The sequence below is a fragment of the Streptomyces sp. NPDC027672 genome, assembly GCF_055566335.1.
In genome coordinates this window covers 101,879-114,026 of the sequence record NZ_JBVHSO010000019.1, presented here as the reverse complement: position 1 = coordinate 114,026, position 12,148 = coordinate 101,879, and the positions used below count along the sequence as shown (strand labels likewise).

The window sequence follows — 12,148 nt, the reverse complement described above, 5'->3', positions numbered from 1 at the left end:
GGCGGCCGGTCCGCCCTCGCGGGCGCGGCGGCGGGGAAGCCGGTCAGGGGGCGGTGAAGCGGCGCGCACCCGAGGGCGTCACCACCGCGTGCACCGGCTTGTCGTGCGCCTCGGCCGGGACGCGCGCGACGACCTCCGTGTCGTACAGCAGCACCACGAGCCACGGGTGCGCGCCCGCGCGCTCCAGCCGGGCCAGCACCCGGTCGTACGACCCTCCGCCGCGCCCCAGGCGCATCCCGCGCGCGTCCACCGCGAGCCCGGGCAGCAGGACGGCGTCCGCGGCCGTCACGGCGTCCGGGCCGAGCCGCGCGCCGGAGGGTTCGAAAAGAGCCATCTTCCCGCCGTGCCGGACCGGCGTCAGGGAGTCCGGGCCGGCGTACTCGCCCCAGTCCAGGTCGTCGTCGGGCAGCAGCGCCGGCAGCAGCACCCGCACGCCCCGCGCGCGCAGCGCGTCCAGCAGCGGCCGGGTGTCCGGTTCGCCGCCCACCGCGGCATACGCGGCCACCGTCCGCGCCCGGGCCAGCTCGGGCAGTTCCAGCGCGCGCTCGGCCAGCACACGGCCCGTCTCGCGGACGTCGTCCGCCGGCAACCTGTTCCTCACCCGGAGGAATTCCCGCCGCAACATCCGTTTGTCAGGGTGGCCCTTGGGTCCGCCGTCTTCCACTGCTCGTCCTCGTCTCCTTCTTAATGCGGGTCATATGAGGGTCAAGCCGCCGGGAGCCACAGATTCCCAGCAAAGGCACCGGATATTGTGGCGGGCATGACTCAGTCCCCCAGGATCAGCAAAGCTGTCATCCCGGCCGCCGGGCTCGGCACCCGCTTCCTGCCGGCTACCAAGGCCACTCCCAAGGAGATGCTGCCCGTCGTCGACAAGCCTGCGATCCAGTACGTGGTCGAAGAGGCCGTGTCGGCGGGGCTCGACGACGTCCTCATGGTCACCGGACGCAACAAGCGCCCCCTCGAGGACCACTTCGACCGCAACTACGAGCTGGAATCGGCGCTGCAGAAGAAGGGCGACGCCGAACGGCTGGCGAAGGTCCAGGAGTCCAGCGACCTGGCGACCATGCACTACGTGCGCCAGGGCGACCCGAAGGGACTCGGTCACGCCGTGCTGTGCGCGGCCCCGCACGTCGGCCGCGAGCCCTTCGCCGTCCTCCTCGGCGACGACCTGATCGACCCGCGCGACCCGCTGCTGCGGCGCATGATCGACGTCCAGGAGCGGCACGGCGGCAGCGTGGTCGCCCTCATGGAGGTCGCCCCCGAGCAGATCCACCTCTACGGCTGCGCCGCCGTGGAGGCCACCGCCGACGGCGACGTGGTGAAGGTCACGGGACTGGTCGAGAAGCCCGATCCGGCGGACGCCCCGTCGCGGTACGCCATCATCGGCCGCTACGTCCTCGACCCGCACGTCTTCGACATATTGCGCCAGACCGAGCCGGGCCGCGGCGGCGAGATCCAGCTCACCGACGCCCTCCAGCAGCTCGCGCAGGACGAGAAGGTGGGCGGCCCGGTGCACGGCGTCGTCTTCACCGGCCGCCGCTACGACACCGGCGACCGCGGCGACTACCTGCGTGCCATTGTCAGACTCGCGTGCGAACGTGAGGATCTGGGACCGGACTTCCGGACCTGGCTCCGCAGTTACGTAGCCGAGGAGATGCAGCGACCTTGACCAGCCCCGCGACCCGCCCCGCCGGCCCGGACGACCTGTGGTCGGTGGACGAGCACCTGGAGGACATCCTCTCGACCGTCCGGCCGCTCGAACCCATCGAGCTGCAACTGCTCGACGCCCAGGGCTGCGTCCTGGTCGACGAGGTCACGGTGACGGTGTCGCTGCCGCCGTTCGACAACAGCTCCATGGACGGGTACGCGGTGCGGGTGGCGGACGTCGCGGGCGCGAGCGAGGAGTTCCCGGCGGCCCTGGAGGTCGTCGGGGACGTGGCGGCCGGCGCGGGCGACCCGGTGCGGGTCGGCCCCGGGCAGGCCGCGCGGATCATGACCGGGGCGCCGCTGCCGCCCGGCGCCGAGGCCGTCGTCCCGGTCGAGTGGACCGACGGCGGGCTCGGCGAGGGCCCGGCGAGCGGCATGCGGGCGCGCAGCCTGGCCCCGGAGGGCGCCGAGGGCCAGGTGCACGTGTACCGGCCCGTCGAGGCACGCGCGCACGTGCGGGACCGGGGCAGCGACGTACGGGCCGGCGACCGGGCCCTGGCGGCCGGGACGATCCTCGGCCCGCCGCAGATCGCGCTGCTCGCCGCGATCGGCCGCGGCACCGTGCGGGTGCGCCCGCGCCCGCGCGTGGTCGTGCTCTCCACGGGCAGCGAACTCGTCCAGCCCGGCGAGGAACTGGCCACCGGTCAGATCTACGACTCCAACAGCTTCGCCCTCACCGCCGCCGCGCGGGACGCGGGCGCCATCGCCTACCGGGTGGGCGCCGTCGCCGACGACGCCGAGACCCTGCGCACGACCATCGAGGACCAGCTCATCCGCGCGGACCTGCTGGTGACCACCGGCGGGGTGAGCGTGGGCGCGTACGACGTGGTCAAGGAGGCGCTGGCGTACGTCGGCGACGAGGACGAGGCGGGCGCCGGCGTGGAGTTCCGCAAGCTGGCCATGCAGCCCGGCAAGCCCCAGGGCTTCGGGTCCATCGGCCCCGACCACATCCCGCTGCTGGCGCTGCCCGGCAACCCGGTGTCGTCGTACGTCTCCTTCGAGCTGTTCGTCCGCCCCGCCATCCGCGCGCTGATGGGCCTCACCGATCTGCACCGGCCCCGCGTCCGGGCCGTCCTGGCGGCGGACGCGGCGCTGCGCTCGCCCGGGGGACGCCGCCAGTTCCTGCGCGGGACGTACGCCGACGGCAAGGTGACGCCGGTGGGCGGAGCCGGTTCCCACCTGGTCGCGGCGCTCGCCCAGGCGGACGCGCTGATCGTCGTGCCGGAGGACGTGGAGAGCGTCGAGCCCGGCACCGAGGTGGAGGTCGTGCCGCTCGGCTGAGGCAGGCGCGGGTCCCTCCGTCCGCAGGCCGGTCCTGGTCCGCTGTCCGGGCCGGCTTGGCGGTACCGTGTCGCGCACAGCAGGCCCGCGCCGCGCACCGCGCCGGGCCCGGACCGGGAGCGCCGCAGCCATGAGTACGCACGACCGACTGACGCACATCGACGAGGCGGGCGCGGCCCGCATGGTCGACGTATCCGGGAAGGACGTGACCGCGCGCACCGCCCGTGCCAGCGGCCGGGTCCTCGTCTCACCGCGCGTGGTCGAGCTGCTGCGCGGCGAGGGGGTGCCCAAGGGCGACGCCCTCGCGACCGCGCGCATCGCCGGGATCATGGGAGCCAAGCGGACCCCGGAGCTGATCCCCTTGTGCCACCCGCTGTCGGTGTCCGGTGTGAAACTGGATGTGTCGGTCGCGGACGACGCCGTGGAGATCCTGGCCACCGTGAAGACCACGGACCGCACGGGCGTGGAGATGGAGGCCCTCACCGCGGTGACGGTCGCCGCGCTCACCGTGATCGACATGGTCAAGGCGGTCGACAAGGGAGCGGTCATCACGGACGTACGGGTGGAGGAGAAGACGGGCGGCGCGTCGGGCGACTGGAGCCGGGCATGACCCGTCGCGCTCTGGTGGTCACGGCCTCCAACAGGGCCTCGGCGGGCGTGTACGCGGACCGGGGCGGCCCGCTGATCGCCGACGCCCTCGCCGGCCTCGGGTTCGCCGTGGACGGCCCCCGCGTGGTCCCCGACGGCGCTCCCGTGGAGGCGGCCCTGCGCGAGGGCGTGGCGGCCGGCTACGACGTCGTCGTCACCACCGGGGGCACCGGCCTGTCGCCCACCGACCGCACCCCGGAGGCGACCCGCGCGGTGATCGACCACGAGGTGCCGGGCATCGCGGAGGCCATCCGCGCCCACGGGCGGGAGAAGGTGCCGGCCGCGGCACTCTCCCGGGGCCTGGCGGGCGTGGCCGGACGGACGCTGATCGTCAACCTGCCCGGGTCGACCGGCGGGGTGCGGGACGGTCTCGCCGTGCTGGAGCCGCTGCTGGTGCACGCCGTCGACCAGCTCCGCGGCGGCGACCACCCCGGACCGGGCAGCGGGGGTGCGAGCTGAACAGCCCTTCCTGGCCCGTCGAGCTGGTGGACGGCGATGTCGTCCTCCGGCCGATAAAGCTGCGCGACCAGCGGGTCTGGCGCGAGGTGAACCGGCGCAACCGCGACTGGCTGCGCCCGTGGGAGGCGACGATCCCGCCGCCCACGCCGAGCGGACCGGTCGCGCACCGGCCGACCTACCGCCAGATGGTCCGGCACCTGCGCTCCGAGGCCGGCGCGGGCCGGATGCTGCCGTTCGTCATCGAATACCAGGGGCGGCTGGTCGGGCAGCTCACGGTCGCCGGGATCACCTGGGGCTCGATGTGCTCCGGGCACGTCGGCTACTGGGTGGACGAGGCGGTGGCCGGGCGCGGAGTGATGCCGACGGCGGTCGCGCTCGTGGTGGACCACTGTTTCGGCACGGTCGGTCTGCACCGCGTCGAGGTCTGCATTCGCCCCGAGAACCGGCCGAGCCGGCGCGTGGTGGAGAAACTCGGGTTCCGCGAGGAGGGGCTGCGCCCGCGCTATCTGCACATCGACGGCGCCTGGCGCGACCATCTCGTCTACGCGCTCACCGCGGAAGAGGTGCCCGACGGGCTGCTCGCGCGCTGGCGCCGGAACCGCTCCCAGGGCGCCCAGCGCACCGAGAGCCAGTGAATTGAAAATACGTTCGAATTCCTCGGTCGCAAAAATGCTGGAAATATGAGCCGGATCGTGCGACACACCGGCCCAATTGGCGGATGGCCTCACGCAAACCCCTCTACCGTGTGAGGCGTGAGCAGCAGCGGCCTCATCTACGCAGTCATTGTCGGGGCCTGGGCCGCCTACTTGGTGCCGATGTGGCTCCGTAGGCAGGACGAGCTGAACGAGGCCCGTCCGACGGAACGCTTCAGCACCGCCATCCGGCTGCTTTCCGGACGGGCGGGCATGGAGCGCCGGTACGCCAGGGACCTGCGGGCGCGCTCCGCCCAGGAGGGGGAGCCGGACGCCGTCGATCCGGACGCCGTCACCGATTCGGTGGACGTCCGGGCCTTCGCCATGCCTCCGACGCGCCGTCAGCCCTCCCCGGAGGCCGAGCCCGAGCCGTCCGGCAGCCCCGGACCGGCGCCCGAGCAGACCGCCGCGCCGGAACCCCGGGCGGCCGCCGAACCGGAGCCCGCGTCCGTCGCCGTACCCGCGCAGCAGCGGGACCGGGAAGCGGCGGCACGGCAGGCGCTCTCGGCGCAGACGGCCGCGGCCCGCGCCCAGCGCTCGAAGGTGCTCGCACGCCGGCGGCGCACCACCGTGATGCTCTTCCTCGCCTTCACGTTCGGCACGGTCATCGCCGCCGTCGGCGGACTCGCTTTCCTGTGGGCGCCCGCCGCCCCGGCCGTGCTGCTCAGCACCTACATCGCCTACCTGCGCGCGCAGGAACGCCGCCGCTTCGCCTACCAGATGGACCGCCGGCGCGCCGAGGCCGCCGCCCAGCGCCTGCGGGAACGCCAGCCGCGCCGGCGCCCGCCGCTGGAGGAGGGCATGGACGGGCAGGCGCCGCAGGAGAGCCAGGACACCGGCACCGAGACCGGGCTGTCCGCGCTCGCCGCCGACCGGCGTGCCCTCGTCGAGCAGACCGACCACGCCGAGTGGGTCGACCAGCAGCGCGAGCGGCAGCGCCGGCCCGGGCAAGGCGAGAGCTGGGACCCGGTGCCGGTGCCGCTGCCGACGTACGTCACCGCGCCCGTCGCCCCGCGCGCCGCCTCCGGCGTGGACCTCGGGGCGCCCGACACCTGGAGTTCGGCCCGGTCCAGCACGGTCGTGCCGGAGCAGGACGCGGCCCGGGCGCCGGACGGCGCGCCGGGCGGGCGGCCCGGGCAGGAGCCGGCGGACGGCCGGGCCGACGGCGTCCCGCACGCCCGCTCCCGCTCGCGCGGCGGCCCCGGCGCGGCCTCGGCACGCCGGACGCGCGAGCGCGGACGCACGCCGCTGTTCGACCAGTACGAGGACGGCGAGCGGCCCCGCGCGGCCAACGAGTGACCCTGGTCACTCCCCGGGCATCGGGGCCCTGACCAGTCAGGGAGCGGATTTCCGAGCACCCGGATCGGGATGCTAGAGTTTCACTCGTTGCAAGGGCCTGTGGCGCAGTCCGGTAGCGCACCTCGTTCGCATCGAGGGGGCCAGGGGTTCGAATCCCCTCAGGTCCACTGCACGATGAGATCCCGTCGGTCGTCAGACCGGCGGGATCTTCGTCGTTTCCGGGGCGGCTCAGAGCCGCTTGGCGTAGCAGAGGCTCTCCTCGTGGTGGCGGTAGTAGCCGAACTTCGCGCACGGCTCGTAGCCGCTGGAGGTGTACAGGGCGACGGCCTCCGGCTGCTTGGTGCCCGTCTCCAGGACCATGCGGACGCGGCCGGCCGCGCGGGCGTCCTCCTCCAGCGCCGCGAGCATCCGGCGGGCCAGGCCCAGGCCGCGCATCTCCGCGATGACGAACATGCGCTTGAGTTCCGCGTCGCCGTCCTCGTTGCCCTCCGGGTTGCGGTCCTGGCTGCGCCAGCCGCCGGTCGCCACCGGGCGGCCCAGCTCGTCGTAGGCGATCAGGTACACGCCCCGGGGCGGGTCGAAGTCGGCGGGCTCCAGGACCGTGGCGTCGCCCCCGTCGCCGTAGCGCTGGTGGTATTCGGCCTGGACCTCGTCGTTGAGCTTCACGGCGTCGGGGTGGTCGAAGGGGACACGGCGAATATTCATACTGAGTATCGTACTTCTATGCAGTCGGCGGTGGTCCCGGGTTTTTCGGACCTGGTCCAGTGTGCCGGTATCGTGCCCGCGTGCTGACTGTGACCTCGGTGAACGTGAACGGGCTGCGAGCCGCCGCGAAGAAGGGCTTCGTGGAGTGGCTGGCCGGGACGGACGCGGACGTCGTCTGCCTCCAGGAGGTGCGCGCCGAGCCGCACCAGCTTCCCGAGGAGGTCCGCCGGCCCGAGGGCTGGCACGTGCTGCACGCCCCGGCCGCCGCCAAGGGCCGCGCGGGCGTCTCCCTCTACACCCGGCGCGAGCCCGACCGGGTCCGGACCGGCTTCGGCTCGGCCGAGTTCGACGGCAGCGGCCGGTACGCCGAGGCCGAACTGCCCGGCCTGACCGTCGCCTCGCTCTATCTGCCCTCCGGTGAGGTCGGCACGGAGCGCCAGGACGAGAAGGTCCGCTTCATGGACGCGTTCCTCGCCCACCTGAAGGAGCTGCGCGCACGCGCCGCCGCCGACGGGCGCGAGGTCCTCGTCTGCGGCGACTGGAACATCGCCCACCGCGAGGCCGACCTGAAGAACTGGCGCGGCAACGCGAAGAAGGCCGGTTTCCTGCCGGAGGAGCGCGACTGGCTCGGCCGGGTCCTCGCCGCGGAGGAGGGCGGGTACGTCGACGTCGTGCGCGCCCTGCACCCGGACGCCGAAGGGCCCTACACCTGGTGGTCGTACCGCGGGCGGGCGTTCGACAACGACTCCGGCTGGCGCATCGACTACCACATGGCCACGCCCGGGCTCGCCGGCCGGGCGGTCAAGGGCTTCGTGGAGCGCGCGGCCACCCACGCCGAGCGCTGGTCGGACCACGCGCCGGTGACCGTCGTCTACGACCTCTGAGCGCTCAGTCCCGCTTGTCCAGGACGCGGTCCAGCGCCAGCGACAGCTCCGCCTCCACGACGCTGCGGGCCAGTGGACGCAGGCGCCGCAGGTCCTCCTCGGGCCCGTGCCGCAGGATCACGTCGGCGAACAGGCCGGCCAGGGCCTCGGCGTGCGCGCGCACCCGGGCGGCGGCCGTCAGCACCTCCGCGAGCGGGATGCCCTCGCGCACCAGCGCCGAGGAGACGTCCAGCAGGCGCCGGCTGATGTGGACGATCTCGTCGCCGTCGGTGCCGAGGTAGCCCAGCTCCATGGCGGCGGCCAGGTTCTCCGGGGTCACCTCGCCCTCGAAGCGGGCGGCGAGTTCCTCGGGCGTGAGGCGGACCGGCTCCTCCTCGGTGGGCGTGCCGACGCCGAGCAGGTCGGCGACGTCGCGGCCCTGGTCGAGCGCCTCGGCCAGTTCGGCTATGCCGTTCAGGGTGTGGCCGCGTTCCAGCAGGGCCGCGATGGTGCGCAGCCGGGCCAGGTGGTGGTCGTCGTACCAGGCGATGCGGCCCTCCCGGCGGGGTGCCGGCAGCAGCCCCCGCTCGCGGTAGAAGCGCAGGGTGCGCACGGTGATGCCGGCCAGCCGGGCCAGTTCCTCCATGCGGTACTCGCGCGTGCCGTCGCTGTGCTCTGCGTCCTGTGCCACGCCCGCAGCCTATGGTGTACCGCCGGTAACTTCCTTCTCCCGACCCCTACCGCTCGGTAGGTAGCTGCTCTACAGTCCCATTGCGCCAGTGTTCACTGGCAGAGTTCCTAGGTGATGCGTGGAGGCTTCGGGATGGCCGAGCACGAGCATGTACGGGTGGCGGTGATCGGGTCCGGGTTCGGCGGGCTGGGGGCCGCCGTGCGGCTGCGCCGCGAGGGAGTCACCGACTTCGTCGTCCTGGAGCGGGCGGGCAGCGTCGGCGGCACCTGGCGGGACAACAGTTACCCCGGGTGCGCCTGCGACGTGCCCTCGCACCTGTACTCCTTCTCCTTCGCGCCCAACCCGGACTGGCCGCGCACCTTCTCCGGGCAGCGGCACATCCGTGCCTACCTGGAGCACGTCACCGACCTGTTCGGACTGCGCCCGCACCTCCGCCTCGACTCCGAGGTCACGCTGATGACCTGGGACACCGACAACCTGTGGTGGACCATCGAGACCACCCGCGGCACCCTGCGCGCCGACGTCGTCGTCTCCGCCACCGGACCGCTGTCCGACCCGAAGATCCCCGGCATCCCGGGCCTGGAGTCCTTCCCGGGCAAGGTGTTCCACTCCGCCCGCTGGGACCACGACTACGACCTGCGCGGCAAGCGGGTCGCCATGGTCGGCACCGGCGCCTCCGCGATCCAGATCGTGCCCGCCATCCAGCCCCAGGCCGGCCGGCTCACCCTCTTCCAGCGCACCCCGCCGTGGGTGATGCCCCGCGTGGACCGCGCCATCAGCGGCGCCGAGCGCTGGCTGCACCGGCGGCTGCCCGTCACCGCCCAGGCCCGGCGCGGACTGCTGTGGGGCCTGCGGGAACTCCAGGTGCAGGCGTTCACCAAGCACCCGGAGGAACTCGGCCTCGTCGAACAGCTCGCCCGGCGGAACATGGCCCGCGCCGTCAAGGACCCGGCGCTGCGCGCCAAACTGACCCCGGACTACCGCATCGGCTGCAAGCGGATCCTGCTGTCCAACGCGTACTACCCGGCGCTGGCCCGGCCCAACGTGGACGTCGTCGCGAGCGGCCTCGGCGAGGTCCGCGGCTCGACGCTGGTGGCGGCCGACGGCACCGAGGCCGAGGCCGACGTGATCGTCTTCGGCACCGGCTTCCACGTCACGGACATGCCGATCGCCGAGCGCGTGGTCGGCGCGGAGGGCGTCACGCTCGCGGAGTCCTGGAAGGACGGCATGCGGGCGCTGCGCGGCGCCTCGGCGGCCGGCTTCCCGAACTTCCTGACCATCATCGGGCCCAACACCGGCCTCGGGAACTCCTCCATGATCCTCATGATCGAGTCCCAGCTGAACTACCTGGCCGACTATCTGCGCCAGCTCCGCGTCCTCGGCGGCCGGGCCGCCCTCGACGCCCGGCCCGGCGCCGTGGACTCCTGGAACGACCGGGTCCAGGAGCGGATGAAGCGCACCGTGTGGAACACCGGCGGCTGCACCAGCTGGTACCTGGACCCGAGCGGCCGCAACACCACCATCTGGCCCGGTACGACGACCGAGTTCCGGCGCGCCACCCGGCGGGTGGACCTCGCGGAGTACGAGGTCGTCCGCGGGCCGGCGGCACGGCGGACCGCGGCGGCCGGCGAGCCGGGGCGGGCCACCGCATGAGCCGGTCCCGCTCCGTCCGCACCGGCGCCTGGACCCCGCCCGTTCCCGACCGCACCCTCACCGCCGTCTCCGCCGACGGCGCCCGGCTGCACGTCGAGGTGCACGGCCCCGAGGGCGCGCCCGCCGTCGTCCTCTCCCACGGCTGGACCTGCTCCACGGCGTTCTGGGCGGCCCAGATACGGGACCTGGCGGCCGACCACCGGGTGATCGCCTACGACCAGAGGGGGCACGGGCGCAGTCCCGCGAGCCCCGCGTGCACGACCCGGGCGCTGGCGGACGATCTCGAAGCGGTGCTCGCCGAGACGCTCGCACCCGGCGAGAAGGCGCTGATAGCCGGCCACTCCATGGGCGGCATGACGGTCATGGCCGCCGCCGGGCGCCCCCGCTTCCGGGAGCACGCCGCCGCCGTCCTGCTGTGCAGCACGGGCAGTTCACGGCTGGTCGCCGAGGCACGCGTGGTGCCGCTGCGCGCCGGGCGCGTGCGCAACTGGATCACCGCTCGCGTGCTCGGCTCGCGCGCCCCGCTCGGGCCCGTCACACCGGTGGCCAAGAGCATCCTCAAGTACGCCACCATGGGCGCCGGTTCCGCCCCGCACCGGGTGGAGGCGTGCGCGCGGATCGTGCACGCCTGTCCGCGCGCGGTGCGCCACGCCTGGTCGGTCGTCCTGGACACGCTCGATCTCGACGACGGCGTACGGCGGTTGGGCGTGCCCACCGCGGTGCTGCACGGCGCGTCCGACCGGCTCACGCCACCCGTGCACGCCCGCGCGCTGGCCGCCGCGCTGCCGCACTGCGCCGGCGTCACCGAACTGCCCGGCATCGGCCACATGACCCCCATCGAGGCGCCGGAGCCGGTGACCGGCCGCATCCGTGAACTCGTCGGCACGTACGTCACGGGGGCCGGCCCCGTGCGGATGAAGGAGAGCGCATGAGCAGGGTCAGCCTCGAAGGGCAGGTCGCGGTCGTCACGGGAGCGGCGCGCGGCGTCGGCGAACTGCTGGCGCGCAAGCTGTCCGTACGCGGGGCCAAGGTCGCGCTGGTCGGACTGGAGGAGGAGGCGCTCAAGGAGGTCTCCGGGCGGCTGCACAGCGACAGCGCCCACTGGTACGCCGACGTCACCGACCACGAGACCATGAGCCGGGTCGCGCGGGAGGTGAAGGAACGCTTCGGGAAGGTCGACATCGTGGTCGCCAACGCCGGGGTGGCGACGGGCGGTCCGTTCGCGGACTCCGACCCGGTGGCCTGGCGGCGCGTGATCGAGGTCAACCTGATCGGCTCGGCGGTGACCGCGCGCGCGTTCCTGCCGGTGCTCGTGGAGAGCCGGGGCTATCTGCTCCAGGTCGCCTCGCTCGCCGCGCTCACGCCCGCGCCGATGATGACGGCGTACTGCGCCTCCAAGTCGGGCGTGGAGGCGTACGCGCACAGCCTGCGGGCCGAGGTCGGCTACCAGGGCGTGCGCGTCGGCGTCGCCTATCTGTCCTGGACCGACACCGACATGGTGCGCGGCGCCGACCAGGACGACGTGATGCGGGAGTTGCGGCAGCGGCTGCCCTGGCCGTCGAACAAGACCTACCCGCTGGGTCCCGCGGCGGACCGGATCGTCGCCGGGATCGAGCGGCGCTCGGCGCACGTCTACGGGCAGTGGTGGCTGCGCGGCATGCAGGGCGTGCGCGGCTCGCTGCCGGCGCTCATCGGGACGGTCGGCCAGCGCGAGATGCGGCGGTTCGCGCCCCGGCTGCAGGGGATGCGCTCCGGGCTCGTCGGCGCGGGCGGGGCGGCCGACGAGGCGGCCCGCGCCACGCAGCGTAACTGATCGACATGCGCAGCGTGTTGGCCCGTGTGAATCTGGTCGAGGCCCCAGCGAGGGGCCGCTTCCCCCCCCACTACGGGAGTGAACCCACATGGGTATGAAGGACCAGTTCCAGGACAAGTCCCGCCAGGCCAAGGAGAAGGTGGACCAGGCCCGTGACAAGGCCGGCCAGGGCGGTCGGCAGGGCCGTCCGGGCCAGCCGCAGCGCGAGCGCGGCGGCCAGAACCACCGTGACATCGAGGACACGGAGCAGCAGGTGCGGGACCGCTTCGACCAGGACTACGAGGGTTGACGCGCGCTGACGAGGGCTGAGGCGGGCTGACGCGCCCGCTCACGGCCG

At 73.7% G+C, this 12,148-nt stretch carries 14 protein-coding genes and 1 tRNA gene; 12 read left to right on the top strand and 3 right to left on the bottom strand.

Annotated elements, in window-relative coordinates:
- Positions 1-43: 43 nt before the first annotated feature.
- The gene (locus ACZ4SV_RS33390) at positions 44-625 is read right to left on the bottom strand and encodes a 5-formyltetrahydrofolate cyclo-ligase (RefSeq protein ID WP_468009601.1); all 582 of its coding nucleotides are present in this window, start codon (positions 623-625) and stop codon (positions 44-46) included.
- Positions 626-760: 135 nt separating this feature from the next.
- Here ACZ4SV_RS33390 and galU point away from each other — a divergent pair, with 135 nt between their 5' ends.
- The 7 genes from galU (at position 761) to ACZ4SV_RS33355 (ending at position 6,253) form a co-directional block, all read left to right on the top strand.
- Positions 761-1,669, top strand: coding sequence for a UTP--glucose-1-phosphate uridylyltransferase GalU (galU, locus tag ACZ4SV_RS33385; RefSeq protein WP_365941993.1), 909 nt, complete (start codon positions 761-763; stop codon positions 1,667-1,669).
- Positions 1,666-2,988 (top strand): molybdotransferase-like divisome protein Glp, encoded by a 1,323-nt coding sequence (gene glp, locus ACZ4SV_RS33380; protein WP_468009592.1) that lies wholly within the window; start codon positions 1,666-1,668, stop codon positions 2,986-2,988. Before galU ends, glp begins: the two co-directional genes overlap by 4 nt.
- Positions 2,989-3,118: 130 nt before the next feature.
- The gene (gene moaC / locus ACZ4SV_RS33375; RefSeq protein ID WP_365875127.1) at positions 3,119-3,598 is read left to right on the top strand and encodes a cyclic pyranopterin monophosphate synthase MoaC; all 480 of its coding nucleotides are present in this window, start codon (positions 3,119-3,121) and stop codon (positions 3,596-3,598) included.
- Entirely contained in the window at positions 3,595-4,095 is a 501-nt protein-coding gene (locus tag ACZ4SV_RS33370) for a MogA/MoaB family molybdenum cofactor biosynthesis protein (RefSeq protein ID WP_468009586.1), read from the top strand. Before moaC ends, ACZ4SV_RS33370 begins: the two co-directional genes overlap by 4 nt.
- Positions 4,096-4,121: 26 nt before the next feature.
- Positions 4,122-4,730 carry a GNAT family N-acetyltransferase gene (locus ACZ4SV_RS33365; protein ID WP_468009582.1) on the top strand — a complete coding sequence of 203 codons (609 nt, stop codon included), beginning with the start codon at positions 4,122-4,124 and terminating at the stop codon, positions 4,728-4,730.
- 117 nt (positions 4,731-4,847) lie between these two features.
- On the top strand, positions 4,848-6,086 hold the full coding sequence (gene sepX / locus ACZ4SV_RS33360; RefSeq protein ID WP_468009578.1) for a divisome protein SepX/GlpR: 1,239 nt from the start codon (positions 4,848-4,850) through the stop codon (positions 6,084-6,086).
- A 93-nt stretch (positions 6,087-6,179) separates the two neighbouring features.
- Positions 6,180-6,253 (top strand) — tRNA-Ala (locus ACZ4SV_RS33355).
- A gap of 61 nt (positions 6,254-6,314) precedes the next feature.
- Here ACZ4SV_RS33355 and ACZ4SV_RS33350 read toward each other — a convergent pair.
- Positions 6,315-6,791 carry a GNAT family N-acetyltransferase gene (locus tag ACZ4SV_RS33350; RefSeq protein WP_468009574.1) on the bottom strand — a complete coding sequence of 159 codons (477 nt, stop codon included), beginning with the start codon at positions 6,789-6,791 and terminating at the stop codon, positions 6,315-6,317.
- Between the two features lie 80 nt (positions 6,792-6,871).
- On the opposite strand from ACZ4SV_RS33350, the gene ACZ4SV_RS33345 reads away from it, so the two are divergent.
- Positions 6,872-7,675: an exodeoxyribonuclease III gene (locus ACZ4SV_RS33345; RefSeq protein WP_397937893.1), complete on the top strand. Its 804-nt coding sequence runs from the start codon at positions 6,872-6,874 to the stop codon at positions 7,673-7,675.
- Positions 7,676-7,679: 4 nt separating this feature from the next.
- On the opposite strand, the gene ACZ4SV_RS33340 is transcribed toward ACZ4SV_RS33345, so the two are convergent.
- Entirely contained in the window at positions 7,680-8,300 is a 621-nt protein-coding gene (locus ACZ4SV_RS33340) for a MerR family transcriptional regulator (RefSeq protein ID WP_468009669.1), read from the bottom strand.
- A 177-nt stretch (positions 8,301-8,477) separates the two neighbouring features.
- Between ACZ4SV_RS33340 and ACZ4SV_RS33335 the strand changes: the two genes are divergently transcribed.
- The 4 genes from ACZ4SV_RS33335 to ACZ4SV_RS33320 all read left to right on the top strand — a co-directional run bounded on the left by ACZ4SV_RS33335 (position 8,478) and on the right by ACZ4SV_RS33320 (position 12,100).
- Positions 8,478-9,998 carry a flavin-containing monooxygenase gene (locus tag ACZ4SV_RS33335; protein ID WP_468009567.1) on the top strand — a complete coding sequence of 507 codons (1,521 nt, stop codon included), beginning with the start codon at positions 8,478-8,480 and terminating at the stop codon, positions 9,996-9,998.
- On the top strand, positions 9,995-10,930 hold the full coding sequence (locus ACZ4SV_RS33330) for an alpha/beta fold hydrolase (protein ID WP_468009563.1): 936 nt from the start codon (positions 9,995-9,997) through the stop codon (positions 10,928-10,930). The genes ACZ4SV_RS33335 and ACZ4SV_RS33330 overlap by 4 nt, the downstream gene beginning before the upstream one ends.
- Positions 10,927-11,811: an SDR family oxidoreductase gene (locus ACZ4SV_RS33325; RefSeq protein WP_468009561.1), complete on the top strand. Its 885-nt coding sequence runs from the start codon at positions 10,927-10,929 to the stop codon at positions 11,809-11,811. The genes ACZ4SV_RS33330 and ACZ4SV_RS33325 overlap by 4 nt, the downstream gene beginning before the upstream one ends.
- An 88-nt stretch (positions 11,812-11,899) precedes the next feature.
- On the top strand, positions 11,900-12,100 hold the full coding sequence (locus ACZ4SV_RS33320) for a hypothetical protein (protein WP_365875109.1): 201 nt from the start codon (positions 11,900-11,902) through the stop codon (positions 12,098-12,100).
- The last annotated feature ends 48 nt before the right edge of the window (positions 12,101-12,148 follow it).